The organism is Synechococcus sp. H70.1 (genome assembly GCF_047502705.1).
GTDB lineage: Bacteria > Cyanobacteriota > Cyanobacteriia > Thermostichales > Thermostichaceae > Thermostichus.
Genome location: NZ_JANSIV010000057.1, coordinates 1 through 19,570 on the forward strand (window position 1 = coordinate 1; position 19,570 = coordinate 19,570).

Here is a 19,570-nt window from a genome sequence, read left to right on the forward strand (position 1 = left end):
GGTTAAAGTAGCACTGAGGATCCTTGCTGCCGTTCCCGTCCTTGACCTCAGAACCCCACCCTCCCCAACCCACAAGGCCGGAAAGGGACAACCCGCCCCTGGCTGCCTCCGCCCACGAGGGGGTAGCTGCCGGCCATTTTCCAGAGCTAGAGACGGCTGCTTCTACTGCGGCGGCAATTGGGCCAGCGGGAGACCGCCGCTGGCTGTTGGGGGGGGCGCTCGCTATCTTTCTAGTGAGCCTGGGGCTGCGCCTCTGGCGCCTGGCCGAGTTGCCGGCGCCGGTGTTTGACGAGGTGTATTTTCCCCAGTTTGCCCAAAATTACCTCGACGGCAAACCCTTCTACGACGTGCATCCGCCGCTGGGGAAGTACTTCATTGCCCTCAGCATCCAGCTCTTTGGCCGCAACGAGTGGGGCTTTCGCCTGGCCACCGCCCTGTGTGGATCCTTAATTCCACTTTTGCTTACTGGCTTGGCCTATCGCCTTACTTACCATGTGGGCTTTGCCCTCTTGAGTGGGGTGCTGCTCCTAAGCGACGGGCTGTTTCTGGTGGAGTCCCGCTTTGGCCTGATTAACGTGTACTTGGTGGCCTTTGGCCTAGCGGCCACCGTTTTGCTGCTGAGCGGGCTGGAACGCCGCGGTTGGCAACGGGCCGCTCACCTGACGGCTTCTGGGATCCTGCTGGGGGCAGCGGCTTCGGTAAAGTGGAATGGCCTCTGGTTTGCCTTCATGTTTGCCCTGCTGGGGATCCTCGTCTGGGGGGTGGTCTGGCTGCGCCCGCAGTGGATCCCCCGCTTGGGCATTTTGATCCAAATCCGCCACCTGCGCTGGTGGCACTACGCCTTTTGCTTTGTCCTTGCGCCGCTGGCTTTCTACGCCATCCAGTGGATCCCCCACCTGCAGCTTAACCCGCAGCAGGGGCTAACCCTGGACTGGAGCTGGACGGGGATCCAGAACTACTTTCGATCCCTGGTGCTCATCAATCAGGCGGTTTACAGCGGGCACCTGCATGCTGACCTCGTGGTAGATGAAAACACCCCTGTTCACCCCTATTGCTCCACCAGCTTGCGCTCCCTGGTGGCCTGGTTTCCGGCACTGCGCCCTTGGCTAACCACCCCCTTGGCCTCGGCAGGGGCCTGGTCTTGGCCGATTATGGGCCGCCCAGTGGGCTACTACTTCAGCACCCAGGGCAATCTCTGGCGAGTTGTCCATGGCCTGGGCAATCCCTGGCTGTGGTGGCTGGGGACGGGGTCGATCTTGGTACTGGTCTGGCGCGGGATCCGCCGCTTCCACGGCCTAGAAGCCTTTATCCTCATTGGCTATGCAGCCAACTACCTACCCTGGTTTATCGTTAGCCGCTGCGTTTTCATCTACCACTACATGAGTGCTCTGGCCTTTAGCACACTGGCCCTGGCCTGGCTGGTACTGCTGGGCTGGCGGCACTCTCGTCGCTTCTGGCGGAGGGTGAGCCTGACGGCGGTGGGCTTGGTCTTGGCTTCTTTTGTCTTCTTTTTCCCGATTTGGTTTGGCCTCCCCCTGAGCCCCAGTGGGTTCTATGCCCGCATGTGGTTTCGCCCCACGCCGACCCCGCTCTTTTGCTTTAGCCCCCAGGCCTGTGAGCGAGCACCCCTGCGCCTGCCGCCTGTCCCCGGCTTGAACTGGATTTGAGGAGGGCATGGTAAGCTTTGGGCAGTTTGTTTTTTGCCCAGAGGCGGGGTGTGGTTTGTTAAGCGCTTGTGGTGGAGGTAGTGGTAACCTATGGCTCGATCCTGCCCGCGTCCTACCAACTCTCCCCGCCGTTACCCCGGGCAGCCAGTCCCTGTGGGCGTCATTGGGGTCGGCAACATGGGCCAGCACCACGCCCGCGTCTTTAGCTTGATGAAGGATGTGCAAGTGGTGGGCGTGGCTGACATCAATGTGGAGCGGGGCTTGGATGTAGCCAGCCGCTATCGGGTTCACTTCTACGAAGACTACCGGGAACTGCTGCCCCACGTGGCCGCTGTTGCCATTGCCGTTCCCACCGTTCTTCACCACGAGGTGGGTATGGCCTGCCTGGAGGCGGGGGTGCACGTGTTAATTGAAAAGCCCATTGCCGCCAGCATTGCTGAGGCAGAATCCCTAGTCAACCGCGCCGCCGACTGCAATTGTATTCTGCAGGTGGGACACATTGAGCGCTTCAGCCCTGTTTTTCAAAGGCTGGGGCAAGTTTTGCAGCGCGAAGAACCGCTGGCCTTTGAGGCCCATCGCCTTAGCCCTTATTCCGACCGCGCCAGCGATGTGTCGGTGGTGTTTGACCTGATGATCCACGACATTGACCTGTTGCTGGAGCTGATCCCTTCCCCTGTAACCCAGATTACTGCCAGCGGCAACCGCGCCTCCAAGCTGGGCTACCTGGACTACGTCACTGCCACCCTCACCTTTGCCAACGGCGCCATCGCCACTCTCACCGCCAGCAAGGTCACCCACCGCAAGGTGCGCAAAATTGCCGTCCACTGCAAAAATGCCCTCGTGGAGGCCGACTTTCTGCACAACGAGATCTCCATCTACCGCCAGGGAGGCAGCAGCAGCGACTACGGCCAGGGATCCTACCAGCGGGATTGCCTCATCGAGAAGGTTCACATCGAACCTATTGACAAGCTCCATGCTGAGCTGGAGCACTTTATCAACTGTGTGCGGGGGGGCAATCAGCCGTCGGTGGGCGGGGAGCAGGCCCTGAAGGCCTTGAAGTTGGCTTCTGAGGTGGAGCGGATCGCCTTAGATGGATGCGCCTGGAGGGAGGCCAAGCCCTGCCGGAGCTTTTTGTCTTAACTTTGCCGCCGGTATTCAGGCGGTATCTTCTGCCAGCCGGTCATGGGTGGGGAGGGCGAGGATGGCAAAGGCTTGGTGGAGAGGCAAGGTCGAGCAATCGTGGTAGAGGAAGGGTTGGCCTTGGCAATTGGCGGCCTGGCGGCAGGGATCCTGGCCGGTTTTTTGGGCATTGGCGGCGGGACAATCTTGGTGCCCTTGCAGGTGAGCTTGGGGATCCCGCCGCTGCAGGCGGTGGCCACCAGCAACTTTTCCATTCTCCTCACCTCCCTGGCGGGCAGCCTCCACAACTGGCGCATGGGGATGTTGGATCCCAAACGGGTGATCCTGCTAGGGATCCCGGCTCTGGTTACAGCGCAGGGAGGGGCGCTCCTTGCCAGTTACCTGCCTAGCTATCTGCTACTAGCGGCCTTTGGGGTGCTGTTGCTGGCAAACCTTTACCTGGTGGAGCTGCGCAAAACCGTGGTCGCCCACGCCCAAGCGTTGGAGAGGCCAGTTGTTACTGCCGGCAGGCAGATGCCGCTGTGGCTGGCCCGCGCCCTCACCGGTGGCGCTGCTGGCTTGTTGGCGGGGCTTTTTGGCCTCGGCGGTGGCCTCATCCTGGTGCCCCTGCAGATCCTGCTGTTGGGGGAAAGCCTCAAGGTGGCCATCCAAACCAGCTTGGGGGCAATTGTTCTCACGGCAACTGCCGCTACCCTCGGCCATGCGGGCCTGGGCAACTGGATGGCGAACGCTCTCGGCTTTGGAGATGGCACCATCCGCCAGAATGTGCTCTGGATCCCAGGCCTAATCCTAGGAACAGGGGGGTTGGTGGGCGTCCAGATCAGTACCCGCACCCTGCCCAAGCTGCCGGATGAGATTGTCAGCTTGCTTTTCCGAACCTTTCTTGCTGGGCTTTCCCTCTATGTTTTTTGGCAAGCCTGGCAGAACTACCAGGCCCTGGACAACCAGTAGCTATTCCTCACTTCAACGCCTTGCCCTCCTTATGGGGAAAAACTCGCTGGTGGCCGCCCTTGGGAAGCCTCTGAAGCTGGCGCTAGGAGGCGAGGGAAAGGCTCTCACTGGACTTGCAGAGGTCGTGGACGGGGTAGCTGCCAAAAAGCTTTAGGGTCTCTGCAATCGCTTCCAGAGCAGCAATTACCTCTGCATCTAGGTAGGGCTGGCCGGCCGGGTTCTCCAGATCAACAAAGAAGACGTAGGTACCCGCCGATTTCTTGGTGGGGCGCGACTCGATGCGCGACATATTGAGGCCCCGCTCCGCAAAGACCTGTAGCGGCTTCAGCAGGGCCCCTGGCACATTGTGGGGCAGGCTAAAGGCCAAGGAAGTATGGGATCCTCCGGGTGAGGATCCGTGGCGGCCCACCACCCAAAAGCGAGTGCAATTATCCGGGTGGTCGTTGATTGGGCAGGCCAAGACCGGCAGTTGGTAGAGCTCAGCGGCCCGCTCTGAGGCGATGACGGCAGCCTTGGGCTGTCCTCGCAGCCGATCCAATTCTTCGGTAGTCGACCGGGTCGGGATCAAAGTGGCCCGGGGCAGATGGGATCGCAGCCACGCCTGACATTGGGCCAAGGCTTGGGGATGGGAATAAACCTGCTCAATCTGCTCCAAGGCCGAAGCACAGCCGATGAGGGCATGGCGGATCGGCAGGATCAGCGCCTGGCGAATGCTCAGCCCCTCCAGTTGCCAGAGGGCATCCAGGGTCATGGAGACCCCGCCCTCAACGGAGTTTTCCACCGGCACCACCGCCCAGGCTTGCTCGCCGCTAGCCACGGCTTCCAAGCAGGCGCCAATGGTGGGGTAGGGCACCAGGGGGTGGGATCCCTGGCTGTGCAGATGGGGCTGCTCGGGACAGGCCAGCAGAGCGGCCAACTCCGTATAGGTTCCGGCAGGGCCTAGAAAAGCTACTGGCACAGGGGAGACAACTGCAGCCATCCCTTAGTCAGTCAAGTATCGCTGGGAGCTAGCTCTAACTCTACCGTCTCAGCCTCCCTCTGTAGCAGCGGGCAGTTAGGCTCTGGACAGCGGGGATTGGCTGCCACCCTGTCCATCGCCTTCGCCACCTCCAGGCGAATTTGCCTCTGCAGCTCTTGATCCGCTTGGATAGCTTCCAGAGTGGAGATGGAGCCTTCAAAGCTGGTGGCGTAGCGAGGCGGGAGGTTGTTGAGGGCCAGGGCGGCAGCATCGTGACAGAATCGCTCGCAGAAGCAGTAACGCTGCTGGCTTTCTAGAAGCAGCATCTCGTTCACGACTTCTAGGACAGCCCGCTCCATTTGATTTTCCAGCCTCCTCAGGGGCTTGCGTGCCTCCATGGCTGCCTCCTTTCCATTGCCGATGGCGAATTGTCCCCGCCTCTCTTCCAGCCGGGATCTCCTACCGTCTAGCGTACCCAGCTCAGCAAACAGGGCTACTGCTAGCGGCCCCTTCGTTGACGAGTATCCTCGGCAGGCGGGCAGAAAGCCCACACAGCAGTTCGTAGGAAATGGTGCCCACCTGTTCGGCCCAATCCTGGATGGATAAGCCCATCCTCTCTACGTGAGAGCCCAGCAGTTCTACCTCATCCCCCACCTGGACGTCTGGCCTCTCGGTTACATCCCACATGCACTGATCCATGGTGATGGTGCCCACCTGCTGGATGAGGCCGCCCCGCACCCACCCCCGCAGCCAGCCGGAAAGCTGCCTTGGGATCCCGTCGGCGTAGCCAATGGCTAGGGTGGCAATGCGGCTGGGCCGGGAAGTGATGTAGCGGTGTCCGTAGCTGACGCCGGTGTAGGCAGGTACGGTTTGGATGTGGGTCAGCCGCGCCTTGAGGCGCAGGATTGGTCTCAGCCCCGGCACCTGCAGGTGCGGGGCAGGAGACAAGCCGTAGAGGGCTAACCCCAGCCGCACGCGGGAGTAGTGAAGACGGGTGAGGGCGCCGGCAGAGTTATCCAGATGCAGGGGGGGCAAGGGATCCCCGGCCTGGCGGATCTGCTCCACCACCTGGGCAAAGCGGGCCTCCTGCAGGGCCATTACTGGAGAATCGGGCTCATCTGCTGTTGCGAAGTGGGAAAATAGGCTACGGCCCTCCAGCTCGGGGATCCGGCAGATCTGCCCCCATACGGCGGCAGCCTCCTGCCAAGGGATCCCCAGGCGGGTCATGCCCGTATCGACATTGACGTGCACCGGAACTGGTCGCCCAGCCCAGCAGGCCACCTGGCGCAGCAGGGGGATTTGCTCAGCCCGGGTGAGGCTGACCTCTAGCTGCGCAGCCATGGCCTGCTGCAGCTCCGCCCAGGTATTCAAAGCACCTAGAACCAGGATGGGAGCCTGTAAGCCTATCTGGCGCAGCTCGATCCCTTCGGCCAGGGTAGCCACACACAGCCCCTTGGCCCCGGCAGCCACCAGCAGGGGAGCCACCAAACGAGCTCCATGGCCGTAGGCATTGGCCTTGACCACTGCCCAGATCTCCACATTTGAGCCCAGGCGGGCCTGCAACAGCCTTAGGTTTTCTCGCAACTGGGCCGCGTCAATTTCCACCCACGCCCGGCTGGTCAGCAACTCCCGCTCTAGGTTGCAATCCGGCCAGAGCCTCGTCTTGCCAAGGGGATCCGCCTCCTGGGATCCCTGGCCCAGGGCCTCCCTCTGGCTCCACGGGGCAGACGCCGTAGCCAGAGGGCTAGGCACTGCCGCCACCAGCCCAGCAGCGTCGTCCGGCGTGGACAATTCTTGATCCACAGCTTCCCCTCACACCCGGCCAATGCATCAGTGCTAGATTTAGCGCAAAGTCCAGCCCGGTGCCATCCACAGCAGCGGCACTTCCGGGATCCCGGCCACCGCGTCGTTCTCCCCCAAGTGAGCTGGCCAGAGACTTTGCCCTTGCAAAGGCAGTCCTTGGCTCAATAGCCGCCGCAGCGCGCGTTGGAGCGGATCTCTCTCCCCTGCTGGTGACAAGGAGGGATCCCCCGTCATCCGCCGCAGATCCTCCACGGCTTCGGTATATCCTCCCAAGGCATCCACCAGGCCCAGCTCCACCGCCTGGGCCCCAGTAAAGAGGCGCCCATCAGCCAACTGGCGCACGCGGGCCTCATCCAGACTCTGCCGCCGCGCGATCATCTCTGCATCCAGCACCGCCTCTGCGCCTTTTTCCGGCAAGCGTTGGCGCCCACGGGCCACATCGCGAACAAACTGGTCGAGAGTGTCCTCGACCAGCTCTTGCAGCAGACGTTGTTCCTGGGGGGTAGCAGCACGGAAAGGGGAAAGAATATCTTTGTACTCGCCGGTTTTGAAGGTCTGCGGCTCTATGCCGTAGTTTTCGAGCAATTTGCCGAAGTTAAGGCTGCTGATGATCACTCCTATGCTGCCCGTCAGAGTACCCGGGTTGGCGTAGATCTTGTCGGCAGCACTGGCCACGTAGTAGCCGCCGCTGGCGGCAATGTCTTCCAGAATGGCGATCACCGGCTTACCGGCCTCCCGCAGGGCGGTGACGGCGCGGTAGAGTTCCTGGCTGGATCCCACGGCCCCCCCAGGACTGTTGATGCGCAGCAGGACGGCTTTGACCGTGCTATCCTCAACCGCCTCTTGCAACTGCTCCAAAGGGGAGAGGGGCAAGCCCACCAAGGCCGAGCGGCGCAGGCCGCCTATTGGGCCCTCGAGGGTGACCACCTCAATGCGATCCGCCCCCCGAGGAGTCTCTAGACCAACTCCCCCTCGAGTCGACTCGGCAGCAGGTCGCCTGCTGCCAATCAGGGCTGCAATGAGGCAAACCACTAGCAAAGCAGCCGCCAAAATGCGGTTCAGCTGACTTTCCTGGGTCACAGGCTCCCCCTTGTCACTGACTCTGTTCTATCACTCGGCAAGCTTCTGGAGCGACTGACCCCAAGGCACAACTGGCCCCGTCCTCTGCAGGCAAGCAGGGGAAGGGTAGTGCGGACAGTCAAGCAGTTGTAGTATACTGGCTACTGCCACCTAAAGCAGCCTACGGCAGGATAGGCCGAGGCTTGTGCCTGGAGAAGTCCGAAGGAGGAATAAGGCTTGCCCCCGATTAGGTGCTTGGTCAAGAGGGCAGCTATTTCCCAGGAAAGCCAAGCTTCTTGCATCAGCAGAGCTGCTTCTCTAGGCTAGAATTGGGTAGAGGGGGATGCTACTGTCGAACCCTTTGACTTTAGTCTCGGGGCTTTAGCTCAGTTGGTAGAGCACTTCAATGGCATTGAAGGGGTCAGCGGTTCGAGTCCGCTAAGCTCCATTGCCAAAGCAGTTAGGGGAGGGAAGAGAGGTGGGGAGAGACTCTCGGAGAGGGCCAAGGTTGCCGTAGCTGGTCTGCAAAGTGGGGGGCGGGAGGCCATGAAGCTTCGCCCTCTGGCTTGAACCAAGCAGAAAATCTCCCTATACTTCAGGAAGCTTCGTCTCCCTTTACCTATGCGTGTTCCCTCCTCAGGCGACCCGGATCCCACCCTTCCCGAGGCTCAGGCTGGCCAGTTGGCTCGGGAGGCTGTTCCGCTTGCCCAACCAGAGGCGGATCCCCCGGCAGCCCCTCCTTTGACCCTGCGGCAGCAGCAGTTGCAGTCTTGGCTAGCCGAAGCTCCAGGGGAGCTGCAGGAGCAGCACACTCTTCAAAATCTGCAGGCTGAAGTCCAAGCCCTGCGCACTCAGCTGCAGGAGCGGGAACGCGCCCTGCAGCAGTTGCAACAAACCCTGGCAGAGCAAAAGGTTCAGCTCTCGGAGCAAGAAGCTCAGCTGGCGGCACGACAACGCCTCAACGAGCGGCAGCGCCAAGACATCGAAGCCTTACAGGAGCAGATCGAGCAGTTACGGCTGGCCCATGCCCAGGAGCGCCGTCAGTGGGAACACCGTCAGCAGGAGCTGCAGGCGTCGCTGCTGGAAGCCCAGGATCTGGCCGAAAGACGGGGGGGGATGCTGCAGCGCTTCAAGGCCGAGCTTTCTTTGGCCCGCACCCAACTGGCGGAAGCGCAGGCAGAGCTGAGCGGACTACGGGCTCTCTACAACGAGCAGCGGGCCGCTTGGCAGGAAGAACGGGAGCGCCTTGAGGCGCGGCTAGCAGGCTATGCTGAGACGGAGGCGGAAGCGCAGCAGCGCTGGCAGGAGCAACGGCAGGAATTAGAGGCGGCCCTCTCCCAAGCCCAGGAGGAAATTGCCCGCTGGCAGAAGCAGTACACCCAGGCCCAGCAGCATCTTGAGGAGTTGGAGCGGCAGCTCCAAGCGGCTTTGGAGCAGCTTGCCGAACAATCTGCTAGGCAATCCCAGTGGCGCTCTGCCCAGGTGGCCATTGCCCATTTACAGGAACAAACCGAAGCCTTGGAGGCCCAGGTGAAGGCTCTGCAGGCAGAGCGAGCGGCTCTTTTAGAAGAGAACCGCGCCCTGAAAGAGAAGTACGAGCAGCAACAAATGCATGTGCTTAGCCTGAAGGCAGCCCTAGAGCGCAGAGGTCTGGAGATTCCGTCTCAGGTTGATAGGGTGGCCAAGGTGGGCGACACGCCAAGGGGAGCCAAGTCTCCTGCCCCCCTCCAGGCCGCTAAGCCTGTGCCTCAGCCACGACCTCTGCTGGCTCGGGCCGGGAGGCAAGCGGTAGACCTGCCGCGGTTTTTGCCCCGTCCGTGAGGGATTCCGCTCCTCCCCGCTGGTTGGAGGTGTGGGTGGATCATCCTCGCTTGGGGGGGTGCTTTATCTACCGCGTGCCGGAGGGATGGGAGCCGGAGGCTGGCGATCTCCTCAGAGTTCCCTTTGGCCAGCAGGTGGTGGGAGCAGTGGCCCTGGGCTGGCGCACCGAGTTGCCGGCAGGGGTAGATCCCCAGTCAGTGCGGGCAATCGAGGCGGTGGTGGCCAAGGGGATCCTGCCCCAGGAGTTCTGGCCTCTGCTGCAGCGGGTAGCCGATTACTATCTCACTCCTCTGGCGCAGGTGGTGCGCACCGTTTTGCCGCCGGGCTTGCTGAGCCGCTCCCAGCGGCGGATCCGCCTGGTTGGATCCCCGCAAGGGGAATGTTCGCCGGCTGCCCAGGCTTTGCTGCGGCTGCTCCAGGAGAAGGGGGGGGAGCTGTCTTGGCGTTACCTCCAGCAGCAGCTGCCCGGCGCCGAGGTGGCTCTGCGGGAGCTGCAGCGGCGGGGTTGGGTGGAGAGCTTCTGGCAGGAGCAGCAGGGGGGCAGGGTGAAAACCCAACAGGCGGCCACCCTAGTGGAGGACTCGCTGGAGGGGCTGAGCCTGCCCCAGCAGAAGGCGCTGCAGATCCTCAAGCAAAAGGGGGGGGAGCTGCTGCTGGTCGAGTGGGAGCGCCTAGCGGGGGTGAGCCGGTCAGTGTTGCAGAGCCTGGCCCGCAAAGGCCGGGTGCACCTCTACGAGCGACCTCTGCTGCGGCTGGGGGAGGCCGGCCGGCCTGTGGAGAAAGATTGGCCCAAGCCTCTGACGCCAGCCCAGGCCGAGGCAGTGGCGGCCATCCAGCAAGCCCTGGGGCGAAACCAACGCTTTCTGCTGCACGGGGTCACCGGCTCTGGCAAGACGGAGGTCTACCTGCAAGTCATTGCCCAGGTGCTACAGCAGGGGCGGTCGGCCTTGGTGCTGGTGCCGGAGATTGGTCTTACCCCGCAACTGACGGATCGCTTTCGGGCGCGGCTGGGATCCCGCGTGTGGACTTACCACAGCGGCCTCTCGGCAGGGGAGCGCTACGACCTCTGGCGGCAGATGTTGGTCTCTGCTCCCCAGGTGGTGATCGGCACCCGCTCGGCGGTGTTTGCCCCTTTGGCCAATCTCGGCCTGATTGTTTTGGACGAGGAGCACGATGACAGCTTCAAGCAGGATCAGCCCCAGCCCTGTTACCACGCCCGCCAGGTGGCGGAGTGGCGGGCCGAGCTGGCCAACTGTCCCTTGGTTTTAGGCAGCGCTACACCGGCGGTGGAAACCTACGCCGCCCACCTGCAGGATCCGCAGCGCTGGGTTCGCCTCTCTTTGCCGCAGCGCATCCCCCAGGCGGGGATCCCGGCCACCCTGCCCCACCTGGAGCTGGTGGATATGCGCCAGGAGCTGCAGGCCGGTAACCGCAGCATTCTCAGCCGCCGCCTGCAACAAGCTCTGCAGGAGACTTTGGACAGGGGGGAACAGGCCATCCTCTTTGTGCCCCGCCGCGGCTACAGCACCTTTGTCCTCTGTCGCAGTTGCGGCTTTGTCCTCACCTGCGCCCATTGCGATGTCTCCCTCACCTTTCACGTGGAGGGCGGGCAAGAGCTGCGCTGTCACTACTGCGGCGCCCGCCAACCCCATCCCCAGCGCTGCCCTGCCTGTGGCTCGCCCTACCTCAAGCACTTCGGCACTGGCACCCAGAAGGTGGTGGAAGTGCTGCAGCAGCACTGGCCGCAGCTGGGGATCCTGCGCTACGACAGCGACGCCACTCGCCGCAAGGGATCCCACCGGGACTTGCTGGAGCAGTTTCGCAGCGGCAAAGCGCAGGTGCTGGTGGGCACCCAGATGCTCACCAAGGGGCTGGACATCCCCCAGGTAACGCTGGTGGGGGTGGTGGCCGCCGATGGACTGCTGCACCAGCCTGACTACCGCGCTGGCGAGCGTACCTTTCAACTCCTGACCCAAGTGGCGGGCCGGGCAGGACGGGGATCCCTGCCGGGCCAGGCAATTATCCAGACCTATTTGCCAGAGCACCCCATCTTGCAAGCGGTGCTGGCCCACAACTACGAGGGCTTTGTCCAGGCCGAGCTGCGCCAACGCCAAGAGGGGGGCTATCCCCCCTATCGGGCCCTGATTTTGGTGCGCTTGAGCAGCAGCCGCCTGGAGGTTCTGGAGCGCTACTGCAGCCGCCTAGCTGAGGGCCTGCAGGGGATCCCGGCGGAGGTGTTGGGGCCAGGACCGGCCCAAGTGGAGCGGGTTGCCGGCCGCTACCGCTGGCAGATCCTCCTCAAACAGCTTCCCGATCAGCCCTGGGATCGCGCCCAGATTGCGGCCCACCTGGGCAGCGCCCTTGGATCTATCCCCCAGGGGATTCGCGTCAGCCTCGATGTGGATCCGCTGCGGATCCTCTAGGGGCGGCAGTTTTGCCGCAGCTTGGCGTTGGATGGCCCCAACCTGTTTTATAGTCGTTTAAGCTTCGTTTAAGCTCAGGGATCCCCCACGGGTCAAAGGCCGGCGCTAGGCGGGATCCCGTCAAGCTGCCAGCGTCAATCCTGGGAGGAGAAGGATTTGTGGCCTATCGTGTAACGTTGATCCCCGGCGATGGCATTGGCCCGGAAGTAACCAGGGCAATGACCACAGTCCTGGAGGCCACCGGGGTGGACTTGGAGTGGATCCGAGTAGAAGCAGGGGTAGAGGTGATTGAGAAATACGGCACGCCTTTGCCACCGCAGGTGTTGGAGTCCATCCGGGAAACCAGAGTGGCCATCAAAGGGCCCATCGGCACCCCTGTAGGCACGGGCTTTCGCTCAGTCAATGTAGCCATCCGCAAAGAGCTGGATCTCTACGCCAACCTGCGCCCGGCCAAGTCCATCCCCGGCATCAAAAGCCCCTTTCAAAACGTTGACCTGGTGGTGGTGCGGGAAAACACCGAGGATCTCTACGCCGGGATCGAGTTCGAGCGAGGCACCCCCGAAGCAGCCCACGCTCGCGAGGAGATGATGCGTCTTTCTGGCAAGTTCATCCGCGAGGGATCTGCCATTGGCATCAAACCCATCTCGGAGTTTGGCAGCCGTCGCATTGTCAAGTTTGCTTTTGAATATGCCCGCCAAAACGGCCGCAAAAAGGTAACGGCCGTTCACAAAGCCAACATCATGAAGTTTACCGACGGCCTGTTTTTGCAGGTGGCACGGGAGGTGGCCCAGGAGTACCCCGACATCGAGTTTGAAGATCGCATTGTCGACAACATGTGCCTGCAACTGATGCAAAAGCCCCAGCTCTACGATGTGCTGGTACTCACCAATCTTTATGGGGATATTATCTCGGATCTGTGCGCCGGCATGATTGGGGGGCTGGGGGTGGCGCCGGGGGCCAACATTGGGGATGGGATTGCAGTTTTTGAGGCCATCCACGGCTCGGCGCCCAAGTACGCCGGCCAAAACAAGGTCAACCCCTCTGCCCTTATCCTCTCCGGCGCCATGATGCTGCGCTACCTGGGCGAGCGGGAAGCTGCCGCGAGGGTAGAAGCGGCAGTGCGGTCGGTCATTGCCGAAGGCAAGTACGTCACCTACGACCTGGCGCAAGGGGAGCCCGTCGGCACCCAGGAGATGGCTGAGGCTATTGCCGCCCGCGTGCAGGAGATGGCCCCCCATGAGGGCCGGGATCCTATTCCCATCGAGTCCTAGATCCCTGCTTCCCTCGGGAGAGGGTGAGGGCTCAGTAACCCAGAACCGGATCCACCACCCCCAGCAAGGGTTCTCCCAGCCGAAAGCGGCGCACGTTTTCCCGCACCCGCTCGGAGAGGGCAGGGACAATCATGGCGTCGGTGATGGCCGTGTGGGGGGTAATGAGGCAATTGGGCAAGCGCCAGAGGGGATGTCCCTCCGGCAGCGGCTCTGGGTCTGTAACATCTAGGGCAGCGCCTCGAATGATCCCTTCCTGCAAGGCGCTTACCAGATCTGCAGTTACGATATGTTTCCCGCGGGCCACATTGACCAGCCAGCAGCCGGATCCCATCTGCTCCAGCTCTGGCCGGGCAATGATCCCCTCTGTCTCGGGGGTGAGGGCCAAGGCCAGGATCACCACATCCGCTCCTGCCAGCACCGCCTGCCGCTCTGCCAGGGTCACCACCCGGCTAGCTCCTGGCAAGGGATCCGCCCTGCGCCGCACCACGTCAACGGAGCAGCGGAAGGGCTGTAACAACTGGATCAGCGCCTGGGCAATGCCCCCCGCCCCAAAGATAACCACGCGGCTGCCCCAGAGGCTGGTGCCGGATCCCGGCTGCCACGTCTGGGCCAGAGCGCGCTGCTTGAGATCCCGCAGGCCGGCCAAAGTGAGGGCCAGGGCATGCTCGGCCACCGCCTGAGCGTACACTCCTTTGCCGCAGGTCCACACATAGGCAGGATCCAGAATACCCGCTTGGGCAAAAGGCTCTACCCCTGCCCAGGGCAACTGCACCCAGCGGATCCCTTGGCCCTCTGCTAGGCAACGCCTTAAACTCGGTACATCGAAGCCATCGGTCCAGACCAAGGCTTCTGCTTCGGATAGGGGCACAATTTCGCCACCCCCCGCCAAGACTGCTGCCTTCAGCCAGGGGCGAAGATCAGCCGGCTCAACAGCAATGCGCTTGCCTTGAATGCCCATTGCAGCTGGTGGAGAAGGGCTTTCCTCCGTTTTGACCTCCTTGCCGCCCTCAAGGGGGGATGCCTACCGCACAGTTGCTAAGGGCTCCCTCCTCCTGAGGCAAACGGTGAGCTCCTGGACCGAGGGCCTGCTGGCTACTCCCACCCTGCCGTAGGCGGCAGCAAGACCATTAAAAGCCCATAGCCCGCCAAAGGTAAACCAGGTAGGACGGGACTTGTCACGCATTGGGGTAAAAGAGGGTTAAGGGATCCCAAAAGGAGGAGGGAGGGGCAATGGGGAGGGTCTAGGTTGAGAAGTACTGCCTCTGCTTACCTCTGCGCCATGACCCTTTCTGAGTTTCTGACCCTAATAGCGCTGCTCTTTCCAGGGATCCTGCTGTCATTGATCCTGATGGCCACTTTTGCTGCTGGGGGATAGGGAGGAACCGCAAGCCCGGCACCGCCGCCGCAGCCTTTGGAGAGTTCCGCAGGCCGTCTCCCCGCTTTGGGAGGAGGAGTCCTGCTGAGAGGGGAGCGGAGTAAGCGATAATGAGGGCGGCGTTGGCACGCTGTAGTCGTGATGCGCATCTCCTTGAAGTGGTTGCGGGAACTGGTGGACTTTGAGCTTTCCCCCGAAGAACTGGCAGAAGCCCTCACAATGGTGGGCTTTGAAGTGGAGGAAATCGAGGACCGCCGCCGTTGGGCAGAGGGGGTGGTTCTGGGCAAGATTCTGACTGTCGAGCCCCATCCCCATGCCGATAAGCTGCGGGTTTGCCAGGTGGATTTGGGGGGCAAGCAGCCAGCTACGATTGTCTGCGGAGCGGCCAACGCCCGCCCTGGCCTGCTGGTTGCTGTAGCCACGCCAGGCACCCATTTGCCTGCTGTGGACCTGACCATTGCCAAAGCAGAAAAGCGAGGGGTGCTTTCGGAGGGCATGATTTGTTCTCTGGCCGAGCTGGGCTTGGAGAAAACCTCAGAAGGGATCCACGAATTTCCGCCCGATCTGGACCTCAAGGCCCACCCGCTGGGCTCTGATGTGCGCCCCCTCCTGGGCCTAGATGATGTGGTGCTGGATCTCACCTCCACCGCCAACCGCGCCGATGCCCTGAGCATGGTGGGGATTGCCCGCGAGGTGGCCGCCCTCACCCGCCATCCGCTGCGCCTGCCCCCAGTACAGTCCCTGCGGGCCCAGCCCATCCCCGACTTCAAACTGCGCATTGCCGACGCCAAAGCCTGCCCCGCCTACAGCGGCGTGCTGATTGAGGGGGTCAAGGTTGGTCCTTCTCCCGACTGGCTAAAACACCGCCTGGCCGCCGCCGGGATGCGCTCCATCAACAATGTTGTAGATGTTACCAATTTCATCCTGCTGGAATGGGGCCAGCCTTTGCACGCCTTCGATTGGGATCGCCTCCTGCAGGTCATGGGTAAGCAGGAGCCCACCATTGAGGTGCGCTTTGCCCAGGCGGGGGAAACGCTGAAGACCCTGGACGGCCAAACCCGTACTTTGCAGCCTGAAAGCCATCTCATCGTTGCTGGCAGCCACCCGGTGGCCCTAGCCGGTGTCATGGGAGGAGCGGAGACGGAGGTGGACGCGGCCACCACAAAGGTTTTTCTGGAAGCGGCCCTCTTTGACCCAGTGGTGACGCGCCGCTCAGCCCGCTCGCAGGGACTGCGCACGGAAGCCTCCGCCCGCTATGAGCGGGGTGTGAACATGGCTACCCTTGAGCTGGCACGGGATCGGGCGGTGCAGTTGATTTTGCAGCTGGCCGGAGGCTCGGTGGTTGGCCTCACTACCTTTGACCAGCGGCCACCGCTAGAGCGGACCCTGCAGCTGCGGCTGTCGCGGCTCATTGATGTGCTGGGGGAGGAGGTGCGGCCAGAGGAGGTGGAGGAAATTTTGTCGGCTCTGGGCTTTCAGCTTTCCCCTTGTCAGGAAGCTGCCCCGAAGGCCGGCCCTGCTACCGAGACAGCGAGCGTAGCCCGCTGCGTCTGGCAGGTCTCTGTTCCCCCCCATCGATTGCGGGATATCGAGCGAGAGATCGACCTCATTGAGGAGTTTGCCCGCCTCTACGGCTATGACCGCTTCTCAGAAACCCTGCCCACGGAGCCGCAGGTGGGATCCCTCTCTACACGGGAAGCTTTGACTCGGCAAATTCGCGAGGTGATGCGGGGCATTGGCCTGACGGAGGTGTACCACATCTCCCTCTGCTCGGCAGAAGCAGAGAGCTCCCTAGTGAAAATTGCCAATCCCCTTTCACCAGAGTACTCGGCCGTGCGCAAGGCGCTGCTGCCCGGCTTGGTGGAGGCTTTCCGCTACAACTGGGCTCAGGGGAATGGCCCTCTACAGGCTTTTGAAATTGGCCATGTCTTCGACTATGCCCCTCCCTCTAGCCCTGAGCCCTACCAGGAGGCAGAACACCTGGGCGGCATTCTGGGTGGGGATCTCAACCCCAACGACTGGCGGCACTCCAACCAGCCCATGGACTGGTTTGAGGCCAAGGGGCTCTTGGTCTCAGCCCTGGAGCGGCTGGGATTTGCCCCCGAGTTTCGTCCGGATCCCCCTGCGGCGCAATCGCCCCTGTTGCACCCCGGCCGGCAAGCTGGCCTCTGGATCGAGGGATCCCGCATCGGCATCTTCGGGCAGTTGCACCCCCGCCTCTGCCAGGAGAAGGGGTTGCCGGACGAGGTTTATGGGTTTGAGGTGGATCTGGATCCCCTGCTGGCCGGCCTGGAGAGGCGGAGCCTGGTACAATTTTCTCCCTTTTCACCTTTCCCCGCCTCGGCGCGAGACATTGCCTTCTTTGCGCCGCTGGAGCTATCCGTGGCGGAAATCGAGAAGGTCATCCGCCAGGCGGCAGGTCCTCTGCTGCAGTCGGTGCAGCTTTTTGACGAATATCGGGGCCAGGGGGTACCACCAGGGCAGCGCAGCCTCGCCTTCCGCCTGGTCTATCGCGCTCTGGATCGCACCCTCACCGAGGCAGAGGTGGAAGCTGCGCAAAACCAAGTAAGAGCCCAGTTGGAGAAACACTTTCCGGTTACCTTGCGCAGCTAGCAGCCTGTCAGTTTCTAGTACGATCTTCTGGAAGTTTTTGTCTTCCACGGGACTCCTGGCCGTGCAGACCAACGCCTCTCTTTCAGGAACAACCAGCCCTCAGGCTGTAGCCTGCGATCCCCTGACACGGGCGCAGATTCTCATCGAAGCCCTGCCCTACATTCAGCAGTACCAGGGGCGCATCATGGTCATCAAATACGGCGGCGCCGCCATGGTGCAGCAGGAGCGCCGAGCTGAGGTGCTACGGGATATTGTCTTTCTTGCCTGTGTCGGCATTCGGCCGGTGCTGGTGCATGGCGGGGGGCCGGAAATCAACAGTTGGCTGCAGAAGCTGGGTATCCCCTTCAAGTTTGTCGATGGCCTGCGAGTAACCGATGCTGCCACCATGGAGGTGGTGGAGATGGTGCTGGTGGGCAAGGTTAACAAACAGATCGTGCAGTTGATTAGCCTGGCTGGCGGGTCGGCGGTGGGGCTGTGTGGCCGGGATGGCAACCTCATTAGAGCTCGCTCCCAGGGCCGAGCGGAAATTGGCTTTGTAGGGGAGGTGAGCAGCGTCAACCCCCAGGTGCTGCACACCCTACTGGAGGGCAGCCAGATCCCAGTCATTGCCAGCGTAGCCGCCGACGAGACCGGCCAAGCCTACAACATCAATGCTGATACGGTGGCCGGGGAGCTGGCAGCCTCTTTGGGGGCCGAAAAGTTAATCCTCCTCACCGACACCCCCGGCATCCTCAGAGACCCTGCCGATCCCAGCTCCCTAATTCCACTCCTGGATATCGAGACAGCCCGCCAGTTAATCCAGAGCGGCGTGGTTAGGGGCGGCATGATCCCTAAGGTGCAGTGTTGCATTCGCGCCCTGGCTCAAGGGGTTCGGGCTGCCCACATCCTAGACGGCGGATCCCCTCATTCCCTGCTCTTGGAACTGCTGACCGATGCTGGCGTGGGCACTAAGCTTGTCCCCTCTCAATTTTCCGCCCAGTTGGAGAGGCTCAACAATGGGGCCGGCTAGGCTCTCCCCCACCTGGCTAAGGAATTGGCTATCCACGCTAAGCTACGGCTAGGCGGGTTCTTGTTGGACTCGCTGCTGGCGTGAACTGTCCCAGTTGGGCTATGAGGACGGCCAGTTCTTGGGACAGGTAGCGCTGGGTTTCTTTCTCTTGGTGCAGCCAAGAATGGGGCCTGCTGCCTGCTCAGCCAGCTCAAGAGCATCTTCGCGGGGTACCGGCAGCTGGGCCCCACATTCGGCCAAGTACTCGTAGCCGCCGATGGCCAGGCGCAGCCCCGTCAACAGCAAAGCGGCCACAGTGCTGGGGTAGCCTGCCCAACTGCTAGGCCATAGAAGGCCAGGGCTGAGAGGACATGCAAAGCCACGGCAAGGCGCAGCGGCCAGCGGCTAAGCTTCTGCACAAAGAGAGGTTGAGGCTTCCACCGGGATCCCGCGCTTCTGAGACCCAGCGGCCTCGTGGGGCACGGCTTTGGCCTGAACGTCAAGCTTCCAGGATAGCAATCCCAACCCCCCTCTCCCTCTGGGAGAGGGAACAGGGGGGAGGGCTAAGCCTCCTCAGGGAGGGAGCTTAGAGTAGATCTGTTGCCTTCATCGTTTTTGGGTGTGAGTCAGTGAGCCTTGCCCCCTTTCCTCCTGCTGCTGCTTCCCACAGGGATCCCCGCAGCGATTGGCGGTTGCTGCGGCTGCTCTGGCCCTATGCCCGGCGGCACCTAAAGCTGTTGCTGGCCGCCTTGGCCTTTTTGCCGCCCCTGGCCTTGGCGGATGCGGTGCAGCCTTTAATCTTGCAGCGGGCCTTAGATGGCCCCATCGCCCAAGCCTTTGCCCAAGGTGATAGCAGGCCCCTTGCCGGCCTCTGGCCCCACTTGGGTCTGTTGGTTCTCACCCTGCTAGCCCGCTGGGTTTTCCAGGCCCTGGAGGGCTACAGCAGCCAAAAGCTGGGGCAGTTGATGACCCGCGACATCCGCAACGATCTCTTTGCCCACGTGCTGGCCCTGCCAGCGCAATTTTTCGATCGCACCCCCGTGGGCAAGCTCATTACCCGCCTCACCAGTGACGTGGAAGCGTTGGGGGACGTGTTTTCCACCGGTGCGGTTGGCATCGTCAGCGACCTGTTTACCCTGATAGTCGTTGCAGCGGTGATGCTTAGCCAGCGCTGGGATCTGGGCCTACTGCTGATCCTCATCGTCCTGCCGATTAGCGCCCTTGTCCTCGAGCTGCAGCGTCGCTTCCGAGACGCCAACTCTCGCGCCCGGGAAGAGCTCTCCAAGCTCAACGCTTGGATCCAAGAAAACGTCTTGGGCATTGCCGTAGTGCAACTATTTCGCCGGGAGCGGCTCAACAGCGAGATTTTTCAAGCCACCAATCGGCGCTATATCCAAGAGGTGGATCAGACCATCTTCTACGACGCTGCCCTTTCTGCCGTTTTGGAGTGGGTTGCGTGGCTAGCGGTGGCCGCTCTCCTGTGGGTGGGCGGACAGCAGGT

General features: G+C 62.2%; 15 protein-coding genes and 1 tRNA gene. 10 read left to right on the top strand and 6 right to left on the bottom strand.

Features of this window, described 5'->3' with window-relative positions; all coding sequences use genetic code 11:
• The first annotated feature begins 41 nt into the window (after positions 1–41).
• From NW827_RS04280 to NW827_RS04290, 3 genes are all read left to right on the top strand, one after another.
• Complete coding sequence (locus tag NW827_RS04280; RefSeq protein WP_414404243.1) at positions 42–1,667, top strand: phospholipid carrier-dependent glycosyltransferase; 1,626 nt, start codon at positions 42–44, stop codon at positions 1,665–1,667.
• A gap of 90 nt (positions 1,668–1,757) precedes the next feature.
• Positions 1,758–2,807 carry a Gfo/Idh/MocA family oxidoreductase gene (locus tag NW827_RS04285; protein WP_414404242.1) on the top strand — a complete coding sequence of 350 codons (1,050 nt, stop codon included), beginning with the start codon at positions 1,758–1,760 and terminating at the stop codon, positions 2,805–2,807.
• A 42-nt stretch (positions 2,808–2,849) separates the two neighbouring features.
• Positions 2,850–3,758, top strand: coding sequence for a sulfite exporter TauE/SafE family protein (locus NW827_RS04290; protein ID WP_414404241.1), 909 nt, complete (start codon positions 2,850–2,852; stop codon positions 3,756–3,758).
• Between the two features lie 82 nt (positions 3,759–3,840).
• Here NW827_RS04290 and pheA read toward each other — a convergent pair whose 3' ends face one another.
• The 4 genes from pheA to sppA form a co-directional block, all read right to left on the bottom strand.
• Positions 3,841–4,737 (bottom strand): prephenate dehydratase, encoded by an 897-nt coding sequence (pheA, locus tag NW827_RS04295; protein ID WP_414404240.1) that lies wholly within the window; start codon positions 4,735–4,737, stop codon positions 3,841–3,843.
• Between the two features lie 11 nt (positions 4,738–4,748).
• The gene (locus NW827_RS04300) at positions 4,749–5,114 is read right to left on the bottom strand and encodes a late competence development ComFB family protein (protein ID WP_414360753.1); all 366 of its coding nucleotides are present in this window, start codon (positions 5,112–5,114) and stop codon (positions 4,749–4,751) included.
• An 82-nt stretch (positions 5,115–5,196) separates the two neighbouring features.
• A complete protein-coding gene (alr, locus tag NW827_RS04305) occupies positions 5,197–6,519 on the bottom strand; it encodes an alanine racemase (protein WP_414503370.1) in 1,323 nt (440 codons plus the stop codon).
• 39 nt (positions 6,520–6,558) lie between these two features.
• On the bottom strand, positions 6,559–7,599 hold the full coding sequence (sppA, locus tag NW827_RS04310) for a signal peptide peptidase SppA (protein WP_414404238.1): 1,041 nt from the start codon (positions 7,597–7,599) through the stop codon (positions 6,559–6,561).
• A gap of 354 nt (positions 7,600–7,953) precedes the next feature.
• Here sppA and NW827_RS04315 point away from each other — a divergent pair.
• The 4 genes from NW827_RS04315 (at position 7,954) to NW827_RS04330 (ending at position 13,093) form a co-directional block, all read left to right on the top strand.
• Positions 7,954–8,026 (top strand) — tRNA-Ala (locus tag NW827_RS04315).
• 173 nt (positions 8,027–8,199) lie between these two features.
• Positions 8,200–9,399: a hypothetical protein gene (locus tag NW827_RS04320; RefSeq protein ID WP_414360760.1), complete on the top strand. Its 1,200-nt coding sequence runs from the start codon at positions 8,200–8,202 to the stop codon at positions 9,397–9,399.
• A 29-nt stretch (positions 9,400–9,428) separates the two neighbouring features.
• Positions 9,429–11,822, top strand: a complete 2,394-nt coding sequence (gene priA / locus NW827_RS04325; protein ID WP_414360817.1) for a primosomal protein N' — start codon at positions 9,429–9,431, stop codon at positions 11,820–11,822.
• Between the two features lie 158 nt (positions 11,823–11,980).
• Positions 11,981–13,093, top strand: a complete 1,113-nt coding sequence (locus NW827_RS04330) for an isocitrate/isopropylmalate dehydrogenase family protein (RefSeq protein ID WP_414360762.1) — start codon at positions 11,981–11,983, stop codon at positions 13,091–13,093.
• A gap of 31 nt (positions 13,094–13,124) precedes the next feature.
• Here NW827_RS04330 and NW827_RS04335 read toward each other — a convergent pair whose 3' ends face one another.
• Entirely contained in the window at positions 13,125–14,051 is a 927-nt protein-coding gene (locus NW827_RS04335) for a D-isomer specific 2-hydroxyacid dehydrogenase family protein (RefSeq protein ID WP_414503371.1), read from the bottom strand.
• 558 nt (positions 14,052–14,609) lie between these two features.
• On the opposite strand from NW827_RS04335, the gene pheT reads away from it, so the two are divergent.
• Both pheT and argB read left to right on the top strand, forming a co-directional pair.
• On the top strand, positions 14,610–17,081 hold the full coding sequence (pheT, locus tag NW827_RS04340) for a phenylalanine--tRNA ligase subunit beta (RefSeq protein ID WP_414404235.1): 2,472 nt from the start codon (positions 14,610–14,612) through the stop codon (positions 17,079–17,081).
• Positions 17,082–17,202: 121 nt separating this feature from the next.
• A complete protein-coding gene (argB, locus tag NW827_RS04345) occupies positions 17,203–18,090 on the top strand; it encodes an acetylglutamate kinase (protein WP_414360819.1) in 888 nt (295 codons plus the stop codon).
• 99 nt (positions 18,091–18,189) lie between these two features.
• On the opposite strand, the gene NW827_RS04350 is transcribed toward argB, so the two are convergent.
• Positions 18,190–18,384, bottom strand: a complete 195-nt coding sequence (locus NW827_RS04350) for a hypothetical protein (RefSeq protein WP_414503372.1) — start codon at positions 18,382–18,384, stop codon at positions 18,190–18,192.
• 314 nt (positions 18,385–18,698) lie between these two features.
• On the opposite strand from NW827_RS04350, the gene NW827_RS04355 reads away from it, so the two are divergent.
• On the top strand, positions 18,699–19,570 hold an 872-nt coding region (locus tag NW827_RS04355), incomplete at its 3' end, for an ABC transporter ATP-binding protein (RefSeq protein ID WP_414503373.1).